Origin of the sequence: Pseudomonas marginalis (assembly GCF_008692035.1) — a bacterium.
Lineage (GTDB): Bacteria > Pseudomonadota > Gammaproteobacteria > Pseudomonadales > Pseudomonadaceae > Aquipseudomonas > Aquipseudomonas marginalis.
The window spans coordinates 284,392-304,109 of record NZ_VTFG01000002.1; the positions used below are offsets into that span (position 1 = coordinate 284,392).

Sequence of the window (19,718 nt, forward strand, 5' to 3'; positions counted from 1 at the left end):
ATTCTTTGTGTTAAGGTCACAAGCATGGCGATAAAAGAAGGCCTCCGCCCGGGGGGCCGCAGTGCCCGGGTACAGGAATCAGTCCATTCGGCCGTGCGTGAATTGCTCGAAACCCATGAGCGCTCCAGTGTCACGGTGCCGATGATTGCCGCACGCGCAGGCGTCACGCCGTCGACTATCTACCGGCGCTGGGGCGACCTCTCGGTGCTGCTCGCGGATGTGGCCCTTGCGCGCATGCGCCCCGACAGCGAGCCCGCCAACACCGGCAGCCTGCGTGGCGACTTGCGGGCGTGGGCCGAGCAATACCTGGATGAGATGAGTTCAGAGCCGGGCCGCAACATGATGCGCGACCTGCAATGCAGGGGGACGCCGGGCTACTGCGTGAGCATCTTGAGTGGGCAGCTTCAGGCGATTGTCGACCGTTATCCGCACCAGTCGCCACCAAGCGTGGACCACTTGATCAATCTGCTGGCAGCGCCGACGGTGTTCCGTATTCTGTTCTCAAGCGCGCCGCTGACGGTTGAAGAGCTGCACGCGCTGATCGAGCTGGCTCTGCAGGCCTGAAGACCTGAAACAAAACCAAATGTGGGAGGGGGCAAGCCCCCTCCCACATTTTTTGACCGCGCTTTATCAGGTACGCATCCCGCGCCCGCTCACCAGCAGCTTCGCGCAACCGATATACAACACCACAGTCGCCACCAGCATGAAGGTGATCGCCACGCTGATCTTGATATCCGACACGCCCAGGATGCCGTAGCGGAAGGCGTTGACCATGTGCAGCACCGGGTTGGCCAGCGACACGGTCTGCCAGAACGGCGGCAGCAAGGTGATGGAGTAGAACACCCCGCCCAGGTAGGTCAGCGGCGTCAGCACGAAGGTCGGGATGATCGAGATGTCATCGAAGTTGCGTGCAAACACGGCGTTGATAAACCCCAGCAGCGAGAAGATCGTCGCCGTCAGCACCACCACCAGAATGGTGACGCCGAGGTGATGCACCTGCAGGTGGGTGAAGAACAGCGACAGCAGCGTCACGATCACACCCACCATCAAGCCGCGCAGTACGCCACCCAAGGTGTAGCCAATCAGGATGGTGTGGGGCGATACCGGCGAGACCATCAGCTCTTCGATGGAGCGCTGGAACTTGCTGCCGAAGAAACTGGAGACCACGTTGCCGTAGGAGTTGGTGATCACCGACATCATGATCAGGCCCGGCACGATGTACTCCATATAGGTGAAACCACCCATGTCGCCGATCTGCCGGCCGATCAGGTTACCGAAGATCACAAAGTACAACACCATGGTGATCGCCGGCGGCAGCAGGGTCTGCGGCCAGATCCGGGTAAAGCGCTTCACTTCGCGGTAGACGATGGTCTGCAGTGCGACAAGGTTGGGTTGCAGCTCAGAACTCATACCGCCACCTTCGTCAGATTTTTCTCCACCAGGGACACGAACAACTCCTCAAGGCGATTGGTTTTATTACGCAGGCTCAGCACGTCGATGTTCTGCGCCGCCAACTGGGTGAACAACGCGGTGATGCCCATGGCTTTATCCACCTGGACTTCCAGGGTATGGCTGTCCACCAGGCGGCTGGGGTAACCGAGCAATTGCGGCGGTGCCGACAGGTTGTTCTTCAGGTCGAGCAGGAAGGTTTCCACATGCAGTTGGCCCAGCAGGTTACGCATGCTGGTGTTCTCGACGATGGTGCCGTGGTCGATGATGCCGATGTTGCGGCACAGCTGCTCAGCCTCTTCCAGGTAATGGGTGGTGAGGATGATGGTGATGCCCTTCTCGTTCAGCTCGGTGAGGAAGGTCCACATCGAGCGACGCAGTTCGATATCCACGCCGGCGGTGGGCTCATCGAGGATCAACAGGCGCGGTTCATGCACCAGCGCACGGGCGATCATCAGGCGACGCTTCATGCCACCGGACAGCGAACGGGACGGCACGTCGCGCTTGTCCCACAGGCCCAACTGGGTCAGGTATTGCTCGGCGCGCTCCTTGGCAACTTTCGCCGGGATGCCGTAGTAACCAGCCTGGGTCACGACAATGTCGAAAGTCTTTTCAAACTGGTTGAAGTTGAATTCCTGGGGCACCACGCCGATGGAACGCTTGAGCGCCGCCGGGGATTTGTCCAGGTCGTGGCCGAAGATATTCACCGTGCCGCTGGTCTTGTTGACCAGAGTGGAGAGGATACCGATGGTGGTGGATTTGCCGGCGCCGTTGGGGCCGAGCAAGGCGAAGAAGTCACCTTCGGCAACGTCCAGATCGATACCACTCAGGGCCTGGAAACCGTTGCCGTAGGTTTTGGTTAGCTGCCGGATGGACAGAGCGGAACTCATATCGGAATACGCACCAAAGAAGGGAATAGAAAGAGTAGATGAGGGCGCAGCGCACGTAGTTCAACGGCGGCGCATGACAGGCATGGTGCTTGCCCGCGCCGCACAAGTACAGTCACCTGTATTAATAGTCAGTATTAAGTCAACGCGGTCATGACCGCCTTGCGGTAGGCCGGGCGCTGTTGCAGGCGCTGGTACCAGGCCTCCAGATGGGGCATCGCAGGGCGCTCGATGGGCATCTCGAACCAGGCGTAGATAAAGCAGCCGAGGGGAATATCACCCATGCCGAAGGTCTCGCCCGACAGGTAAGGCTGCTCGGCCAATGCATCGTCAACGGTACTCAGTGCATCGATACAGGCCTGACGCCCGGCGTTGATGCTGCCCCAGTCCTGCTTCTCCGCCGGGGTGCGCACAACGCCCCAGAACACGGCCTTGAACGGCTCGGCGAGGGTCGAGGTGGTCCAGTCCATCCATTTCTCGGCGCTGGCACGCGCCTGCAGGTCGCTCGGGTATAACCCCGACGCGTGTTTGGCGCAGAGGTAGCGCACGATGGTGTTGGACTCCCACAGCACAAAGTCGCCATCCTCGATCATCGGCACCCGGCCATTCGGGTTCAATGCCCGGTATTGCGGCGTGTCCACCACGCCAAAAGCCCCGCCCGCATCAATTGCCTCATAGTCCAGGCCGAGTTCCTCGGCGCACCACAGTGCTTTCCTGACGTTTGATGAATTTTTACGACCCCAGATCTTCAGCATGACCGCGCCTTTTTGTTGATGAACATGGCTGGATGAACGCAGCAGCATACGCCGGTTCACTCGCGGCTCAAATCGCTCTGCATGTCGCCCAGCAAGGTCGGCATCTGTTCGGCAAACAGGTGTGGGTAACATTTCTCCAGATGAGCGAAGAAGAAATCCTCGGGCACATCGGGAAACTGCCCATGGTCCACCACGTACTCCATCGAGCGCTGCCCCTGGCGGTTGAATGCATGGAACACGCTGTCGTTGATCCCGTCGAAGTCCAGCGGTGGTACGTCGAACACCTCACACAGTTGGCGGTTGAACGCCGGCGTCGCCTTGACCCAACGGCCGTCCAGGTAAAACTCGGTGTAGCCATGCATGGCGAACACATCGCTTTTGAGCAACGCGATCAGGCGCGGTGTCGACAGATGATTGCGCACATCCGCAAGACCGATGCGCGCCGGGATGCCGCAGTGGCGGGCGCAGGCGGCGAGCAAGGTGGCCTTGGGCACGCAATAGCTTTCGCCGGCGGCCAGGGCAAAGCTGGCGCTGAGGCTGCCGGGGTCGCGGCTGAAGGTGTAGGGGTTGTAGCGAATCGCCTCACGCACGGCGTAATAGAGACTGACCGCCTGGTCACGTAAATTCGCGCTGGAGCCGCGGTGTTTTTCGGCGAACTCCACCACCGCAGGGTGGTCACTATCGATGAAGCGGCTGGGACTCAGGTACGTATCCATGAGCTTGATCTCCGAAGGAAGCCTGGAGTTTAACGACAGGTCCGCCACGGAGATAACGACGATTCGGCCAAATGTCGGCGCCTGATGCCAAGTGTTCCCAGTACAACTTGTAACACCCTGATCACCCCGCTTGTTCGGATGCCGACTAAGCTCCCTGGTGGTTTCGCCCCTGGTTTCACGGAGGATTGAATATGCTGTTGTTGTGGATACTGGTTCTGGTGGTCGGCATTGCCTACCTGGCACATCGCCGCGTCGCCCCCCTGCCCGCCCTGGGCGTGGTCGCCGTTTACCTGTTGGCGATGGGCGCCTGGAGCCATGCACCGGGTTGGCTGCTGCTGATTTTCTGGGTATTGATCGCTGTGGTGGCCGCGCCCTTGCTGCTGCCGGACCTGCGCCGCCAATACTTCACCAAGCCGCTGTTCAGCTGGTTCCAGAAAGTCCTGCCGCCGATGTCCGAGACCGAGCGCGACGCCATCGACGCCGGCACCGTGTGGTGGGACGGCGAACTGTTCAGCGGTCGTCCCGACTGGGACAAATTGCTGGCCTACCCCAAGGTGCAACTGACCGAGGAAGAACAGGCCTTTATCGACGGCCCCACCGAAGAACTCTGCGCCATGGTCAGCGACTGGGAAATCGGCCAGGCCATGGACCTGCCGCCGGCCGCGTGGGAGCAAATCAAGACCCACGGTTTCTTCGCCCTGATCATTCCCAAGGAATATGGCGGCAAGGGCTTCTCCGCTTATGCCCACTCCCAGGTCGCGATGAAACTCGCCACCCGCAGCGGCGACCTCGCCTCCACCGTGATGGTGCCCAACTCCCTCGGCCCGGCCGAATTGCTGTTGCATTACGGCACCGACGAACAACGCAACCACTACCTGCCGCGCCTGGCGCGTGGCGATGACATCCCCTGCTTCGCCCTCACCGGCCCGCTGGCCGGTTCCGATGCCGGCGCCATGCCTGACACGGGGGTGATCTGCAAAGGCGAATGGGAAGGCAAGGAAACCCTCGGCCTGCGCCTGAACTGGGAAAAACGCTACATCACCCTTGGCCCGGTCGCGACCCTGCTGGGCCTGGCCTTCAAGGCCCACGATCCAGACCACCTGCTGGGTGAAGAAGAAGACCTGGGTATCAGCCTGGCGCTGATCCCTACCGACACCCCCGGCGTGGAAATCGGCCGTCGCCACCTGCCCCTCGGCGCCGCGTTCATGAACGGCCCCAACTCCGGCAAGGATGTGTTCATCCCCCTGGAATACCTCATCGGCGGCCAGGAAATGCTCGGCAAAGGCTGGATGATGCTGATGAACTGCCTGTCTGTCGGCCGTTCGATCTCCCTGCCCGCCGTGGGCACCGGTGCTGCCAAGTTCACCAGCCTGATCACCGGCCAGTACGCCCAGGTGCGCGAGCAGTTCAACGTACCGCTGTCAGCCTTCGAAGGTATCCAGGAAGCCCTGGCGCGCATCGGCGGCAACGCCTGGCTGATGGACAGCGCACGCATGCTCACCGCCAATGCCGTGGACCTTGGGGAAAAACCCTCGGTGCTGTCGGCGATCCTCAAGTACCACCTGACCGAACGCGGCCGCGAGTGCATCAGCCACGCCATGGACGTACACGGCGGCAAGGGCATCATCATGGGCCCGAACAACTACCTGGGCCGCAGCTGGCAGGGCGCGCCGATCTTCATCACCGTGGAAGGCGCGAACATCCTCTCGCGCAACCTGATGATCTTCGGCCAGGGTGCCATCCGCTGCCATCCGTTCGTGCTCAAGGAAATGGCGCTGGCCGGTCGTGAGGACCACGATCAGGCGCTGAAGGAGTTCGACGGGCTGTTGATGCAACACATTGGCTTTGCCGTGAGCAATGCCGCCAGCACCCTGGTGCTGAACCTCGGCGTGGGGCACTTCGAGAAAGCCCCGGGCAACCGTTTGAGCCAGGGTTATTTCCGCGCATTGAACCGTCAGGCTGCCGCGTTCGCGCTGCTGGCAGACCTGAGCATGATGCTGCTGGGTGGCGAGTTGAAACGCCGCGAACGCCTGTCGGCACGCCTCGGTGACGTACTGAGCCACATGTACCTGGCATCGGCGGCACTCAAGCGTTACCACGACCTGGATTCGCCGGATCACCTGGAACCGCTGTTCGCCTGGGCCATGGAAGAAAGCCTCGGCGAGTCCGAGCGTGCGCTGGATGAACTGTTGACCAACTTCCCGAATAAAGTGCTGGGCTGCCTGCTGCGGGTGATTGTGTTCCCGTTCGGGCGTCGCCATACCGGTCCGTCCGATGCGCTGGATGCGGAAGTGGCCGCGGTGATTGGGCGCGCCAAAGGCGATCCGACCCTGGAAGAATTGCTGGCTGGTTGCTACCGCCCACAATCGGCAGACGATCCGGTGGGCGCGCTGCAACACGCCTACGACCTGCTGGGTGCCAGCCACCCGCTGCAGAAAAAACTGCATGCCGCGCTCAAAAGCGGCCAGGTCAAACCGACTGCCGGCGAGCATGCCATCGACGCCGCGCTGCATGCCGGTGTGCTGCAACCGGCGGAAGCGCAAACCTTGCGTGACGCCGAAGCGGCACGGCGCAAGGTGATCGACGTGGATGATTTCAGCAAGGAAGAGCTGGTACACGCTGAAGGTAAAGTCCGCTGAGTCCGGCGGTCATATAAAAACGGGCGCGAGAGGCATATACTCTCGCGCCCGTTTTTGCTTTAGAGGACTTATCTCGTGTCCAACGTCGTTGCCGATCATCTCGTCTTGCTCGACCACCTGCGCAGCATCCTGGTTGCCGTCGGCGAAGCCGAACAGGTGCCCGAGGAAAGCCACACCCTGTTCCTGGAGCGCTTCGACGAACTGCGCGCCCTGCTGCCGATCGACCCGATCGAAAGCCAGTACCTGGGCCAGGACCTGATGAGTCAGGTCATCCTGCGCTACCCGCAGATCGCCCACCTGATCCCGCGCGACCTGCTGTGGTTCTTCGGCGGCGATTGCCTGCACTTCATGCCCGACGAAGAACTGGACCTGTACCAGGCCCTGGAAGAGCGTCGCTTTGAAGCCGAACAAAACGACGAACCGTTCGACTGGAACCAGGAAAAGCAACTGCTGGCCATGCCGCAGGACCAAAGCAAACACTGATTGTTCAAGACACTGCACAACTGAATGCGGGAGGGAGCAAGCCCTCCTCCCACATTTTCGACCGCGCCTATCGCCGGCGCAATGTCGGCTCCCTCGCCATGCACTCCACCAGATAATCGATAAACACCCGCAGCTTCGGCGGCAGGTAACGCGTGGGCGAATGCAACAACCACGCCTCGCCATGGTAGGACGCAATAAAGTCCCACCCGGGCAGCACCTGTACCAAACGCCCCTCCTCCAACGCATGACGCGCGGTGAAATACGGCAAGCTGCCAATTCCCACGTGCTGCAACACCGCATCCAGCCGAACGCCGGTGTGGTTCGCCGCATAACGTCCACGCACGCCAACCGTCACCGCCTTGCCGCCCTGGCGGAATTTCCAGCGCGAGTCACCCGGTGTTTCCCCCAGGTAGATACAACTGTGCTCCAGCAAATCATGGGGATGACTCGGCGTGCCATGCTCGGCCAGGTACTGCGGTGTCGCGCACAGCAAGTGCTCGATGGGCAATAGCTGTCGCCCAACCAGACCCGGTGGCGGACTGTCGGTGATGCGAATGCTCAGGTCGACATTGTCGTCGATCAGGTCTACATGCCGGTCTTCAAGGATCAGTTGCACATCCACCTTGGGATAACGCCGCAGGAACTCCGGCATATGCGGGTGCACCACAAACCGCCCGACCGCCTTCGGCACACTGACCCGCACCAGGCCCTCGGCCTCGTGGGCGAACTGGCCGCTGATTTCCATCACTGAGCGCGCCGAGCTGACCATCTCCTGGCAGCGTTTGAAGACCTCCTCACCGGCTTCACTCAGGCGCAATTTGCGCGTGGTGCGTTGCAACAAGCGGGTTGCCAGGGCCTTCTCCAGGCGCGAGATGCTACGGCTCACTGCCGACGGCGAAACGCTCAACTGCCGCGCCGCTTCGGAGAAGCTGCCGGTCTCCACTACCTTGACGAAAATCGCCATTTCGCCCAGCAGCGGCAAAGGAAGATTGATGCTCATGACGCACAGGTCCATTGATAATTGAGTGGATTATCACCTATCTACGCACTATTTATACTCCCCGCAGAACCCTGATGCGGATGTAGAAAATGACCGAGCGCCTGTTTTTCACCCATGACCACCTGACCGCCGAGCTTGAAGTACTCAGTTGCACCCCCTGCGAGGGCCAGTTTGCGGTCGTTTTGCAATCGACGATTTTTCATCCCCAAGGCGGTGGCCAGCCGTTCGATACCGGCTGGCTGGGCGACAGCCAGGTGCTGCGAGTCACCCAGGAAACCGATCGCGTGGTGCACTATGTCAACCAACCGGTGGAACCGGGCCCCATCACCGCGCGAGTCGACGAACCGCGCCGAACCCTGCACACCCGCCTGCACTCCGCCGGGCATTTGATCGGCAACGCCGGCGAAACCCTGGGTTGGATGCCGATCAAGGCGCACCACTGGCCAGGTGAAGGCAAGATCACTTTTATCCGTGGCGAAACCGCGCAAGCCATGGACGCCGAGATCATTCAACAGCAGATCAACCAATGGATCGCCGCCGACTATCCGCGCCATATGGCCCTGGACGACGGCACCCGCGAAGTGGGCTTCGGTGATCTGCCCACCTACGCTTGCGGCGGTACCCATGTGCAAACGCTGGGCGAGTTGGGTCAGGTAACGATCCTGGCGCTTTCGGAGAAAAAGGGCGCGTTGTCGGTGCGTTACAGCCTGGACTAAAGCACGGAGTCGAGGGTGATATCGAGTTTTTAGATAAGCCTCCCAGTGGCCTCCCGGGCACACCTTGGCAGTGGTAGTGTGTCGAAATATTTCTGACACGTTGATCAGGAATCCCCTATTTCCCTTTGCAAAGGAATGCCCCTGACCATGCACTTTCGACTCAAGCAATTGGCGGCTGCCACCCTGTTCGCGACCGGCCTTTCGGTGATGACCACGCCTGCCTTTGCCAACATCACCCCAGAGCAAAGCACGGCGATCCTGAAGAGCTTCAGCGAAACGTCGGTCACGGATTTCCGTGGTTTCCTCGGCACCCTGGCCAAAGGCGACCTGGGCAAGGCCGACGACGTAGGCCCGGCGATCGGTGCCTTCCTCGATAACAAAACCCTGAGTGCCGACCAGCAGAACGAGATCCACCGCCTGCTGGGTATTTACACCCGAGTGAAATACGGCAAGGCCGCCTTAGATACCCTGCGCGAACTGGTGGAAATCCCGACCTTCAACGTGGACGGCGTGCCGCAGTACAAAAATCCGGAATTCATCCGGATTGCCGACAAGATCCAGGCCCTGGCCAAGACCTTCAACCTGAACTTCCGTAACATCGACAACCGCGTGTACGAGATTTCCCTGGCAGGCAGCGGCGACGAAGTGGTGGGTATCCACGCCCACGCCGACGTGGTGCCGGTGACGCCGGAGAACTGGGTCTTGAAAGACGGCACCAGGCTCGACCCGTTCAAGGTCACGCTGATCGGCGACCGCATGTATGGGCGTGGCACCGAGGATGACAAAAACGGCATCGTGGTGGCGATGTACGCCATGAAGGTGATCAAGGAAGAGAAGTTGCCGCTGGCGCGCAATTTCAAGCTGCTGGTGGACACCACCGAAGAAACCTCCGGCGACGCGATCCCCTATTACTTTGAACGCAACCCGACGCCGCAGTACAACCTGGCGCTGGATGGCGGCTACCCGGTGGTGATTGCCGAAAAAGGTTATGGCACTGTCATGGCCACCTTCCCGCGCCGCAAAGGGGAAGGCAAAGGCGCGGAAATCATCGCGATGACCGGCGGCATGGCCACCAACCAGATTCCCTCGGCCTCGGTTGCCACGTTGATCAGCGACACGCCGGCCGAACTGGCCGCCAGCCTGCAAAAAGCCGGTACGGAGTATGCCAAACGCAACGGCGGTGATTTCGAAGTGACAGCCAAGGTGGTTGGCAAAGAGGTCAAGCTGACAGTGACCGGGGTTTCCGCGCACTCCTCCGAGCCCGAATCCGGCATCAACCCGGTGTCGCGCATGCTGGAGCTGATCCACAGCATCGACAGCAAGATCGCCCTCAAGCACAACCACATCACCGACGCGGCCCGTTATGCCTCGGACAACTGGGGCCTGGATTATCTGGGCGGCAAATTGGGCGTGGGTTTCTCCGATGATTTCATGGGGCCGCTGACCACCTCGCTGACCTTTGTCGGCCTGGATGACAAAGCCTTCAAGCTGGCGGTGAACCTGCGTGTACCAAAGGGCAAATCGCCGGATAAACTGAAAGCCGAGATTTCGGACAAGTTGAGCGCCTGGGACAAGCAAACCAAAGTCAATGTGGACTTCACTTACTCGGTCGCCGAACCGATGTACCGCAACCCGGAAGGTGAGTGGGTGAAGGCCTTGTTGGCCGTGGCCAGCGAAAACCTGGGCATGGAGCACAAATTCGGCACCTCAGCCGGCGCGACGTCCGTGCATGAACTGCCCAATGGCGTGCAATTCGGCCTGGCGCGGCCGGAAGTGAAGTACACCGGGCACACCGACAATGAGTTCAAGACGGTCGACCAGTTCTTGCTGGATCTGCAGATCGTCACCGAAATGATGGGGCGTGTCGGACAGTTGCCGAAGCTCTGACAGCGATTGAAGTGTGCGCAAAAAAACGCCGATCAGTGATGATCGGCATTTTTATTCAGGTTCTTCATGCGCCCAGGTATCGCTTGCGCTCCTGCTCCCGCTGCAACATGTCCAGGGGTGGGTAGTAGATATACAGGGAAGACTCGATGGCAAACCATGCCGACGCCAACATTACCCCGCCCGCTACCACGACCATGCTGGCCAGAAACAGCCCCGTATCACCCAGTACATGCATGGCCGAGAAAATCAGCGAACCAGTGCCGAATCCAAAATATGGCACCGCCCAATCCACGACGGACAGCACCAAACAACCAAACACCAAGTGCGCTACTTTGTTCATCATCAACCGGTGCTGTTCTCGCAACTGCACATGCCGCTGATACCAGCTAAGCAGGAAATCACTGTTTTCCTTCAGTGCCAGGTCCAGAAGGTCGTTGGCCCACACATAACCGCTCCCCCTTGAAGGAGGTGTATAGGCATCACCCAAGAGCTTTGGAAAGGCCATTCGCAACCTTGTGCCGATCCCACGAACGATTTCCGTCAACAGCGGCAGAACGAAAGACACCACCAGCGCAAAAGAGGCAGCGGTGACCGCCAGGAATCCCAAGTCAGCAAGCAATGCGTCGCTGCTGGTCGTCCATTCCACCAAGGGCGTCCGGGTATGGATTAGCAAAGCGATATCAAGAAACAGCACAACGCTGACAAAGCGCATTGCCCAATGGAAATCCCATGCTTTTTCCAAGGCGCTGATACCCAATGGGGCGACCTTGGTTTCACCGGACGATTGAGAAGTTTCTGCCATCACGCGTGCTCCTTGAACTCAAACGCCAGACTATATCTCGAACACGCCAGGATCTGAGCCAGGAAGATGACAGGTTCAGGCAGATGAACAAATAACGCACAAACAAAAACGCCGATCATCACTGATCGGCGTTTTTGTTGAATATGGAGCGGGAAACGAGACTCGAACTCGCGACCCCGACCTTGGCAAGGTCGTGCTCTACCAACTGAGCTATTCCCGCAAATGGCGTCCCCTAGGGGACTCGAACCCCTGTTACCGCCGTGAAAGGGCGGTGTCCTAGGCCACTAGACGAAGGGGACACGCTACTGAAACACATGGTGTGTATTTCAGTGCCCAGAGGCCTCGTCCGAAGACTTGGTCCTGGTTTCACTCAGTGCCGCCCGAAAGCCACACTGCTTGTAAATTGGAGCGGGAAACGAGACTCGAACTCGCGACCCCGACCTTGGCAAGGTCGTGCTCTACCAACTGAGCTATTCCCGCATATGGCGTCCCCTAGGGGACTCGAACCCCTGTTACCGCCGTGAAAGGGAGGTGTCCTAGGCCACTAGACGAAGGGGACACACGTACAACATTCACTCCCTACCGCGTTTCGCTGTGTGCTTTACGCTGTAAGTGGCGCGCATTCTATGGATGGATTGAAAGGTCGTCAACCCCCAAGGATAAATTTATTTAAATCAATGACTTCGCCCGCGTTTACCGGCCCGCGCAGGGCATTCTGCCCGTCCAGGCCTTGACGCCTATATTCTGGCGTCCGACAAGGCGCTATAGTTCGTTCCAGCAAGTGATGGCAATGTGCATCTACGCAGGGAGCGGCTACTTATATAGAAGAACTACCTGGGTAACTGGTCGATCAGTCCTATCCGTCGACAAGCCCAGTCACTACACTCCACTGTAAACCCTATCAAAGAGGTCACACCGGTGACACCACTCATGATCACCCTGCTGGTAATAGCCGGGATCGTAATACTGATCGCCATTGGCTACATGAACCACGTGGTGGAAAACAACAAGCTGGAAAAGAAGCGCACCGAGATCGAGCTTAATGATCGCCTGCGCCGTTGCGGTGAGATCACCGAGACCTTCCCTGGCCAACTGATGACCCCGGCGCTCAAGCTCTTACTGGCCCGCCTGGAGCTCAACGTCAATCAGCGCCTGTTGAACCTCAACAAGACCAGTGCACCGCTCAAGGCCCGTATCACCGAGCTGAACAAGCTGGTGGCCCAGGGCGAGTCCATCCCGGTGAACAACCCGCCGGCGCCGATCCAGACCGAAGCCAAGGCCAAGGACGTGCGCTTCCTGCTGGAAGCCCTGCATGGCCAGGTCACCCGCGCCGCCCAGGACGGGTTCCTGCCGACCAACGAAGCCAAGCACTGGATCAAGGAAATCCGCCATATCCTGGTGCTGTTGCACATCGAGTTCTTCAACAACCTCGGCCAGCACGCCTTGCAGCAGGGCCAGCCTGGCCAGGCGCGCCTGGCCTTCGAACGTGGCGTGCAGTACCTGCGCAAGCAGCCTGAACCGGTGCTCTACAGTGCACAGCTGCAATTGCTGGAAGGTCAACTGGCCCGCGCCAACTCGACCGTCCTGGCTAACAGCAAACAGGCGGCGGAGGAAGTCAACGAATTGACCGAAGGCATGAAAGAAGTCGACGCCGATGCCGAGTGGAAAAAGAAAGTCATCTACGACTGATCTGCCCACTCCCCTGGGGTGAGCGGGCTGCCCGCTCGCCCCAACATGCCATCAATTTGCATCTATCGCCCCGCCCCCGACTAGCGTAAAAAAGTGCCCCTCACTCCGTGAAGTCAGAGGCCCGCTATGCCTATCGCCGTCATTGATGGACAACCGCTGCATTACGTCGACCAGGGCACCGGCCCTGTCGTCCTGCTCGGTTCAAGCTACCTGTGGGACCGCGACATGTGGGCCCCGCAGATCGAAGCCCTGTCGCAACAGTACCGGGTCATCGTGCCCGAACTGTGGGGCCACGGCGAATCGGGCCAACTCCCCACCCCCACCCACACCCTCGACGACCTTGCGCGCCAGGCCCTGGCCCTGCTTGACCATTTGGAGATCGCACAGATCAACCTGGCAGGCCTGTCGGTGGGCGGCATGTGGGGCGCACGCCTGGCGTTGCAGGCCCCCGAGCGGATCAACAGCCTGGTGCTGATGGACACCTACCTCGGTGCCGAGCCAGAGGCCACGCGCCAGTATTACTTCTCGTTGTTCAAGATGATTGAAGACGCCGGCGCCATTCCTGAGCCGTTGCTGGATGTGATCGCGCCGATCTTCTTTCGCCCCGACATCGACCGCGAATCGGCGCTCTACCAGGATTTTCGCAAGTCACTGCAGGACTTTCCCCGGGAACGCCTGCTGCACAGCATCGTCCCCCTGGGTCGATTGATCTTCAGCCGCGAAGATGTGTTGGAACAACTACCGCAGCTGGACGCCGATACCACCTTGGTGATGTGTGGCGAACAGGACAAGCCTCGGCCACCCGCCGAATCCGAGGAAATGGCCGAGCTGATTGGCTGTGCCCTGATCCTGATTCCAGACGCCGGGCATATCTCCAGCCGGGAGAACCCGGATTTCGTCAACGAAGCGCTGCTGACCTTCCTCGCCAACCACGCCTGATCGCCCTCCCTTTTGATCGCCGCCTCGGGGCGGCGATCAAAGGCGGAAGTGCCCCACCATCCCCTTGAGCTCCGCTCCCAACTGCGCCAGTTGGATGCTCGACGCCGCATTGCCCTGCATGCTCAACGCCGATTGATCGGCACTCGCACGAATACTGGTGACGCTACGGTTGATCTCTTCGGCCACCGAGCTCTGCTCCTCAGCCGCAGCGGCAATCTGCTGGTTCATCTGCTGGATCAACGACACCGCTACCGCAATGCTGCCCAGGGCACTTTCAGTTTCCAACGCATCGCTGACCGCCAGCTTGACCAGTTCGCCACTTTGCTGGATCTGCTGCACCGATGATTGCGCCGCGCTGCGCAAGGTACTCACCAGCCGCTCGATTTCTTCGGTCGACTGCTGGGTACGCTTGGCCAGTGCCCGTACTTCATCGGCCACCACCGCAAAACCCCGGCCCTGTTCGCCCGCGCGAGCGGCTTCGATGGCCGCGTTCAGGGCCAGCAGGTTGGTCTGTTCGGCGACGCTTTTGATCACGCTCAGCACGGTGCCGATATTCTGGATTTCAGCACTGAGGCTCTCGATGCTGGTGCTCGCACGGGTACTGGACGTGGCCAGCAACTCGATGCGCTGCAAACTCTGGCGCACCACCTGCTGGCCGCTGTCGACTTTTTCATCCGCCGTCTGCGCAGCTTGCGCGGCCTGTTCGGCGTTGCGCGCCACATCGTGCACGGTGGCAGTCATCTGGTTCATCGCGGTAGCAACCTGCTCGGTTTCCTCCTTTTGGCTGCTCACCTCGACGTTGGTCTGCTCGGTCACGCTGGACAGCGACTGCGCCGAGCTGGCCAATTGTTCGATACCGGCCTGCAGGCCGCTGACCATCTGGCTTAGGCCGCTGCTCATCTGCTGCATCGCCTGCATCAACTGGCCGATTTCATCACGACGACTGACCTCCATGCGCCCGCTCAGATCCCCGGCGGCAATCTGTCGGGCTACCGCGATCACACTGCGCAGCGGCGCGACGATCAAGCGGGTAATCACCCAGGCCGCAATCAACCCCACCAGCAAGGCCAGGGCCGACGAGCCAATGATCAACATCGCGCTTTTCTTCAGTTGCGCCTGCATCGACAGGTCTTCAGCGTCATAGGCCTGGTTGACCCGGCTGACGACCTGGTCAGCTCGATCATGCAGTTGTTTGTAGACGACTTTTTCCTGGGCCAGCAGGCCGGTGTATTCCCCCAGCTTTTCGCTGAAGGCGGCGATATGCCCGGAAACTTCGTTGAGCACCGTCTGATAACCAGGGTCCTTGACCGACGTTTTCAGTTGCTCGACCTGGGCCAGGGCCTGGTCGGCCTGCTCGATCTTGCCTTGCTCGGCGTCGTCTGCATCCGCCTTGCGGCTCTGGTCCAGGCGCACATGGGCTTCGTTCATGGCCTGCAACATCAAGCGGGAAACCTGACTGATCTGGCCTGCCTGCTCGATAAACTCGGCGCCCTCCTTACCTTGGCTTTCCTTGAGGCCATAGGCGCCGTCGTCCGCCAGCCCGGCCTGCAATACATCCAGGTTATTCGCCACGCTGGACACCGACCAACTGGCCATTTCCAGCGCCAGGTCCTTGGTCTGCGTCAGCTCGACAAACTCATCGAACGCCTTCCGGTAGGCTGCCAGAGCCTGCTCGACCTCGGTCATCACCGGCACATTCGCCGCAGACTGGGCCTTGAGGCCGGCCGCCTGGGCCGCCAGGGCATCAAGACTTTCATGCAAGGCGTCGACGGCCTTGGGGTCGGCGTGCAGCGCGTAGTCCTGCTCGATCAGGCGCACCTTGAGCAAGCCGCTGTTAAGCGACGACATGGCCTTGAGGCCTTCAAAACGCTGGCCAACGGTTTGCAGGGACCACACGCCGATAGCCGCGACCAACGCCGTCAGCAGCAGCACCAGGGTGAAGCCCAAGCCCAGTTTTTTCGCCATACCCAGGTTGGCGAAACGTCGTTGCACGCCTGAAATCATTGCACTTGAATCCTCTTGCAATGGCGGACGCCATCAAGTCCGATGGACAAGCAACGAGATTCGCAACCAAAAGGCACTGAGCACAAGGCACTGGCGCCACAATAATGGCAAAAAGCTACACGCTCGTCGTTTTCAGAATGGTCGAGGTCGATCTGGCGGGCCCCATCGCACGGAACAACGCCAAGGCACGTTGATCAGTAGCATAGGCGACATTAAGGCGTAGCCACTCACTGTGCCCGCCGGTGGGACTGAACAACGCCCCGGGCGACAACAACACCCCCAACTGCCGGGCGCACGCCTGCAACCGCGAAGGCTGCGCCGTCCCCGGGCGTGCCCACAGGAACATACCGCCGGTGGGTACGGCGAACACCTCCCACTCTTCGTCCTCCAGCACTTGCAGGGTCACGGCCATTTCACTGCTCAACCGCTTGCGCAGGCGCTGCACCCACTTGCGATACGTGCCATTGGCCAGCAACGTCGCGACCACCGCTTCAGCAAACCGGGAGGTGCCGAAACCGGTCAAAGTCTTAAGGCTGGCCAGTTGCGCGATGATTGCACTGCTGGCGCAGAGGTAGCCCACACGCAAGGCGCTGCTCAGGGTCTTGGAAAAACTCGCGACGTAGATCACCCGATCATCATGGGGCAATGCCGAAAGCCGCGTGCAACTGGCCTGTTGCAGGTCGCCGTAGACATCTTCCTCGATGATCAGGAAGTTCTTGCGGTGTGCCAGTTCCAGCAAGCGCTCGGCCACCAGCCGGCACAGGCTGGTGCCCGTGGGGTTGTGATAAAGGCTGTGGATGAACAGGCACTTGGGATGATGGTGCTGCAGCAGCGCTTCAAGTGCCGGGAGGTCGGGGCCGCCTCGGGTACGCGGTACTTCCAGCAGTTTCACGCCCTGGAACGCCAGCTGCCGGTAGAGATTGGCATACCCGGGGGTTTCGACCACCACGCTGTCGCCGGCCTTGAGCAGCGTACGTATCAGCAGGTCCTGGGCATGGCTGGCACCTGCGGTGGTCAGGATGCGCTCCAGGCTGGTGGCGATGTGAATCTGGGTCAGGCGCTTGAGCAGTTGCTCGCGCAGCGCAGGCAGACCCAGAGGGGTGCTGTAGTTGAACAGGCCGGCCGTGTCGGTGCGGGTGACTTCGCGAATCGCGTAACTGATGTCATCGCTTTCGCGCCACGCATCGGGCAACCAGCCGCAGCCCAGTTTCAACTCGCCCAACGGATTGTCGGCAAAGGCGCCCCACTCGCGCTCCGCCCCCTCATACCAGTTGCCTTCGTGGCAGGCAGCCGGCTGGGCCACCACAAATCCCGAGCCCTGCCGGGGCGCCAGCACCCCTTGGGCGACCATCCGTTCGAATGCTTCGATCACACTGGATTGGCTGAGCAGGTTGTCCAGGGCCAACTGGCGGACGGATGGCAAGCGTGTTCCGGGACTCACGCCGTCCTTGCGAATCCATTGCACCACGGCACTGACGATTTGCTGCACTACCGGTACAAGGGCCTGTCGATCGATCCCTAAATCCATGAGCCACTCACTTCAACTGTCTGTTATCAACCCGGAGAGTTAAGCACAGAAGCAGCAGGTTGCCGGCCGCATAAATTTATTAAATTATTGATTTTATTGACTTATTTACCTACTGACACATATTCGGTCACAGCGTTTTGCCAGCTTTGGAAAAGCCCCACGCGCCCCCAGACGTTTTCGAACAAGGGGCCGGCGCCAGGTCCTAGATAGCCGTCGCGCCACCGTCCACGGCCAAGGCGTGGCCGGTGGTGAACGCCGCTCCGTCGCTGCACAGGTACAGCACTGCGCTGGCAATTTCCTCCACCTTGCCGATACGCCCGACCGGGTGCATGGCGGCGGCGAATTCGGCCTTGCGCGGGTCGGCTTCATAGGCGCGCCGGAACATATCGGTATCGATCACCGCCGGGCAGACGGCATTGACGCGGATTTTCTTCTTCGCGTACTCGATCGCCGCCGATTTGGTCAGGCCGATCACCGCATGTTTGGAGGCTGCATAGATACTCATCTTCGGCGCCGCGCCCAACCCCGCCACCGACGCGGTGTTGACGATCGCCCCGCCGCCCTGAGCCAGCAGCAGCGGCAACTGGTACTTCATGCACAACCACACACCCTTGACGTTGACGCCCATGATCGCGTCGAACTCATCCAGGCTGCCGTCCGCCAGCTTGCCCTTCTCGATCTCGATGCCGGCGTTATTGAACGCATAGTCCAGGCGACCATAGGCGCCGATGGTCTGTGCCATCAACTGCTGCACATCCGCCTCCTGGGTGACGTTGCAGCGCACGAACAGCGCCTCGCCCCCGGCCTGGTGGATCAGCGCGACCGTACCCTCGCCGCCCGCTACGTCCAGGTCGGCGACCACGACCTTCAAGCCTTCGGCGGCGAACGCCAGCGCAGTGGCGCGACCAATACCGGCGGCGGCGCCAGTCACCAGGGCGACCTGGCCGGAAAACGTCATGCTCATGGAGGATGTCCTATTGGGATTAATGGCAGTGGCACGAGTCTAGCCAACGCCGAGACGCACAGGTCAGCACTATCAGAAGGCCGGTTAGCGCCGTATGAGTCATGGTGATAAAGCAACCGGGCTCACTATCAATGGCACCTATCAATGAGCATTCGCACCCTCGGCTGACCTTGCCCCCAGGCCGTCCAAGGTCTATCAATCATGCTTCACTTCTAAAGAGTCCTTGCCATGACCGCCCAGACCAACCGCCAATTCCTGCTCGCCAAACGCCCGGTCGGCGCGGCCACGCGGGAAACCTTCACTTACCAGGTCGTGCCGGTGGGCACCCCCGGGGACGGGCAGGTGCTGGTGCGCAACGAATACCTGTCCCTCGACCCGGCCATGCGTGGCTGGATGAATGAAGGCAAGTCCTACATTCCGCCCGTAGGCCTCGGCGAGGTCATGCGCGCGCTGGGTGTGGGCAAGGTGATTGCCTCGAATAACCCGAAATTCGCCGTCGGCGACTACGTGAATGGCGCCCTGGGCGTGCAGGATTACTTCCTGGGCGAGCCGCGCGGCTTCTACAAGGTCGACCCCAAGCTGGCGCCCCTGCCCCGTTACCTGTCTGCGCTGGGCATGACCGGCATGACCGCCTACTTCGCGCTGTTGGACACCGGCGCGCCCAAGGCCGGTGAAACCGTGGTGATCTCCGGCGCGGCCGGTGCCGTGGGCAGCATTGCCGGGCAGATCGCCAAGCTCAAAGGCTGCCGCGTGGTCGGCATTGCCGGCGGTGCCGACAAGTGCAAGTTCCTGGTGGATGAACTGGGCTTCGACGCCGCCATCGACTACAAGAACGAAGACGTGCCCGCCGCCCTCAAGCGCGAGTGCCCTAAAGGTGTGGATGTGTATTTCGATAACGTCGGCGGCGACATTCTTGACGCGGTGCTCAGCCGGCTGGCGTTGAAAGCCCGCGTGGTGATTTGCGGGGCCATCAGCCAGTACAACAACAAGGAAGCGGTGAAAGGCCCGGCCAACTACCTCTCACTGCTGGTCAACCGCGCACGGATGGAAGGCTTTGTGGTGATGGATCACGCGGCGAACTTTGCCGCCGCCGGGCAGGAAATGGCCGGCTGGATGGCCCAGGGCAAGCTCAAGAGCAAGGAGGATATCGTCGAGGGGCTGGAGACGTTCCCGGAGACGCTGATGAAGCTGTTCAACGGCGAAAACTTTGGCAAATTGGTGCTCAAAGTCAGCTGATACACACGCTCTGCGCGTTCCCAC

17 protein-coding genes, 4 tRNA genes and 1 pseudogene are annotated in these 19,718 nt (G+C 60.5%); 8 read left to right on the plus strand and 14 right to left on the minus strand.

Going from position 1 to position 19,718, the window contains the following annotated elements:
• Positions 1-24: 24 nt before the first annotated feature.
• Positions 25-564 (plus strand): TetR/AcrR family transcriptional regulator, encoded by a 540-nt coding sequence (locus FX984_RS21215; protein WP_027607099.1) that lies wholly within the window; start codon positions 25-27, stop codon positions 562-564.
• A 66-nt stretch (positions 565-630) separates the two neighbouring features.
• Here FX984_RS21215 and FX984_RS21220 read toward each other — a convergent pair whose 3' ends face one another.
• The 4 genes from FX984_RS21220 to FX984_RS21235 form a co-directional block, all read right to left on the minus strand.
• A complete protein-coding gene (locus tag FX984_RS21220) occupies positions 631-1,410 on the minus strand; it encodes an ABC transporter permease (protein ID WP_012723134.1) in 780 nt (259 codons plus the stop codon).
• Complete coding sequence (locus FX984_RS21225) at positions 1,407-2,339, minus strand: ABC transporter ATP-binding protein (protein ID WP_027607098.1); 933 nt, start codon at positions 2,337-2,339, stop codon at positions 1,407-1,409. Before FX984_RS21225 ends, FX984_RS21220 begins: the two co-directional genes overlap by 4 nt.
• A 134-nt stretch (positions 2,340-2,473) precedes the next feature.
• The gene (locus FX984_RS21230; RefSeq protein ID WP_027607097.1) at positions 2,474-3,091 is read right to left on the minus strand and encodes a glutathione S-transferase family protein; all 618 of its coding nucleotides are present in this window, start codon (positions 3,089-3,091) and stop codon (positions 2,474-2,476) included.
• Between the two features lie 56 nt (positions 3,092-3,147).
• A complete protein-coding gene (locus tag FX984_RS21235; protein WP_146478042.1) occupies positions 3,148-3,807 on the minus strand; it encodes a transglutaminase-like domain-containing protein in 660 nt (219 codons plus the stop codon).
• Between the two features lie 191 nt (positions 3,808-3,998).
• Between FX984_RS21235 and FX984_RS21240 the strand changes: the two genes are divergently transcribed.
• Both FX984_RS21240 and FX984_RS21245 read left to right on the plus strand, forming a co-directional pair.
• Positions 3,999-6,446, plus strand: a complete 2,448-nt coding sequence (locus FX984_RS21240) for an acyl-CoA dehydrogenase (RefSeq protein ID WP_146478044.1) — start codon at positions 3,999-4,001, stop codon at positions 6,444-6,446.
• Positions 6,447-6,521: 75 nt separating this feature from the next.
• Entirely contained in the window at positions 6,522-6,929 is a 408-nt protein-coding gene (locus FX984_RS21245) for a PA2817 family protein (RefSeq protein ID WP_146478045.1), read from the plus strand.
• 67 nt (positions 6,930-6,996) lie between these two features.
• Here the strand turns inward: FX984_RS21245 and FX984_RS21250 are convergent, their stop codons facing one another.
• A complete protein-coding gene (locus FX984_RS21250; RefSeq protein ID WP_146478047.1) occupies positions 6,997-7,929 on the minus strand; it encodes a LysR family transcriptional regulator in 933 nt (310 codons plus the stop codon).
• A gap of 89 nt (positions 7,930-8,018) precedes the next feature.
• Between FX984_RS21250 and FX984_RS21255 the strand changes: the two genes are divergently transcribed.
• Together FX984_RS21255 and FX984_RS21260 are read left to right on the plus strand one after the other, a co-directional pair.
• Positions 8,019-8,645, plus strand: a complete 627-nt coding sequence (locus FX984_RS21255) for a serine-tRNA(Ala) deacylase AlaX (protein ID WP_027607093.1) — start codon at positions 8,019-8,021, stop codon at positions 8,643-8,645.
• Positions 8,646-8,792: 147 nt separating this feature from the next.
• On the plus strand, positions 8,793-10,532 hold the full coding sequence (locus FX984_RS21260; RefSeq protein WP_146478048.1) for a dipeptidase: 1,740 nt from the start codon (positions 8,793-8,795) through the stop codon (positions 10,530-10,532).
• A 64-nt stretch (positions 10,533-10,596) separates the two neighbouring features.
• On the opposite strand, the gene FX984_RS21265 is transcribed toward FX984_RS21260, so the two are convergent.
• The 5 genes from FX984_RS21265 to FX984_RS21285 form a co-directional block, all read right to left on the minus strand.
• Complete coding sequence (locus tag FX984_RS21265; RefSeq protein WP_027607091.1) at positions 10,597-11,334, minus strand: hypothetical protein; 738 nt, start codon at positions 11,332-11,334, stop codon at positions 10,597-10,599.
• A 144-nt stretch (positions 11,335-11,478) separates the two neighbouring features.
• Positions 11,479-11,554 (minus strand) — tRNA-Gly (locus tag FX984_RS21270).
• A 3-nt stretch (positions 11,555-11,557) separates the two neighbouring features.
• Positions 11,558-11,633, minus strand: a tRNA-Glu gene (locus FX984_RS21275).
• A gap of 105 nt (positions 11,634-11,738) precedes the next feature.
• Positions 11,739-11,814: transfer RNA gene (locus tag FX984_RS21280), tRNA-Gly, on the minus strand.
• Between the two features lie 3 nt (positions 11,815-11,817).
• Positions 11,818-11,893 (minus strand) — tRNA-Glu (locus FX984_RS21285).
• Between the two features lie 359 nt (positions 11,894-12,252).
• Between FX984_RS21285 and FX984_RS21290 the strand changes: the two genes are divergently transcribed.
• Entirely contained in the window at positions 12,253-13,023 is a 771-nt protein-coding gene (locus tag FX984_RS21290; protein WP_146478050.1) for a hypothetical protein, read from the plus strand.
• A gap of 126 nt (positions 13,024-13,149) precedes the next feature.
• Positions 13,150-13,962, plus strand: a complete 813-nt coding sequence (locus FX984_RS21295) for an alpha/beta fold hydrolase (RefSeq protein ID WP_027607089.1) — start codon at positions 13,150-13,152, stop codon at positions 13,960-13,962.
• Positions 13,963-13,998: 36 nt separating this feature from the next.
• On the opposite strand, the gene FX984_RS33250 is transcribed toward FX984_RS21295, so the two are convergent.
• The 4 genes and pseudogenes from FX984_RS33250 to FX984_RS21310 form a co-directional block, all read right to left on the minus strand.
• Positions 13,999-14,880, minus strand: coding sequence for a methyl-accepting chemotaxis protein (locus FX984_RS33250; RefSeq protein WP_391564240.1), 882 nt, complete (start codon positions 14,878-14,880; stop codon positions 13,999-14,001).
• Positions 14,857-15,966: pseudogene (locus FX984_RS33255) on the minus strand (HAMP domain-containing protein); the annotation flags it as partial. The pseudogene FX984_RS33255 and the gene FX984_RS33250, both read right to left, overlap by 24 nt.
• Positions 15,967-16,081: 115 nt before the next feature.
• Entirely contained in the window at positions 16,082-17,494 is a 1,413-nt protein-coding gene (locus FX984_RS21305; protein ID WP_027607087.1) for an aminotransferase-like domain-containing protein, read from the minus strand.
• 202 nt (positions 17,495-17,696) lie between these two features.
• Positions 17,697-18,458: an SDR family oxidoreductase gene (locus tag FX984_RS21310; protein WP_027607086.1), complete on the minus strand. Its 762-nt coding sequence runs from the start codon at positions 18,456-18,458 to the stop codon at positions 17,697-17,699.
• Positions 18,459-18,686: 228 nt separating this feature from the next.
• Between FX984_RS21310 and FX984_RS21315 the strand changes: the two genes are divergently transcribed.
• Positions 18,687-19,694: an NADP-dependent oxidoreductase gene (locus tag FX984_RS21315; RefSeq protein ID WP_027607085.1), complete on the plus strand. Its 1,008-nt coding sequence runs from the start codon at positions 18,687-18,689 to the stop codon at positions 19,692-19,694.
• The last annotated feature ends 24 nt before the right edge of the window (positions 19,695-19,718 follow it).

Bases quoted from the DNA above. Each gene is read 5' to 3' on its own strand.
- FX984_RS21215 (WP_027607099.1), top strand. From the start codon at position 25: ATGGCGATAAAAGAAGGCCTCCGCCCGGGGGGCCGCAGTGCCCGGGTA.
- FX984_RS21220 (WP_012723134.1), bottom strand. From the start codon at position 1,410: ATGAGTTCTGAGCTGCAACCCAACCTTGTCGCACTGCAGACCATCGTC.
- FX984_RS21225 (WP_027607098.1), bottom strand. From the start codon at position 2,339: ATGAGTTCCGCTCTGTCCATCCGGCAGCTAACCAAAACCTACGGCAAC.
- FX984_RS21230 (WP_027607097.1), bottom strand. From the start codon at position 3,091: ATGCTGAAGATCTGGGGTCGTAAAAATTCATCAAACGTCAGGAAAGCA.
- FX984_RS21235 (WP_146478042.1), bottom strand. From the start codon at position 3,807: ATGGATACGTACCTGAGTCCCAGCCGCTTCATCGATAGTGACCACCCT.
- FX984_RS21240 (WP_146478044.1), top strand. From the start codon at position 3,999: ATGCTGTTGTTGTGGATACTGGTTCTGGTGGTCGGCATTGCCTACCTG.
- FX984_RS21250 (WP_146478047.1), bottom strand. From the start codon at position 7,929: ATGAGCATCAATCTTCCTTTGCCGCTGCTGGGCGAAATGGCGATTTTC.
- FX984_RS21255 (WP_027607093.1), top strand. From the start codon at position 8,019: ATGACCGAGCGCCTGTTTTTCACCCATGACCACCTGACCGCCGAGCTT.
- FX984_RS21260 (WP_146478048.1), top strand. From the start codon at position 8,793: ATGCACTTTCGACTCAAGCAATTGGCGGCTGCCACCCTGTTCGCGACC.
- FX984_RS21265 (WP_027607091.1), bottom strand. From the start codon at position 11,334: ATGGCAGAAACTTCTCAATCGTCCGGTGAAACCAAGGTCGCCCCATTG.
- FX984_RS21295 (WP_027607089.1), top strand. From the start codon at position 13,150: ATGCCTATCGCCGTCATTGATGGACAACCGCTGCATTACGTCGACCAG.
- FX984_RS33250 (WP_391564240.1), bottom strand. From the start codon at position 14,880: ATGCAGGCGATGCAGCAGATGAGCAGCGGCCTAAGCCAGATGGTCAGC.
- FX984_RS21305 (WP_027607087.1), bottom strand. From the start codon at position 17,494: ATGGATTTAGGGATCGATCGACAGGCCCTTGTACCGGTAGTGCAGCAA.
- FX984_RS21310 (WP_027607086.1), bottom strand. From the start codon at position 18,458: ATGAGCATGACGTTTTCCGGCCAGGTCGCCCTGGTGACTGGCGCCGCC.
- FX984_RS21315 (WP_027607085.1), top strand. From the start codon at position 18,687: ATGACCGCCCAGACCAACCGCCAATTCCTGCTCGCCAAACGCCCGGTC.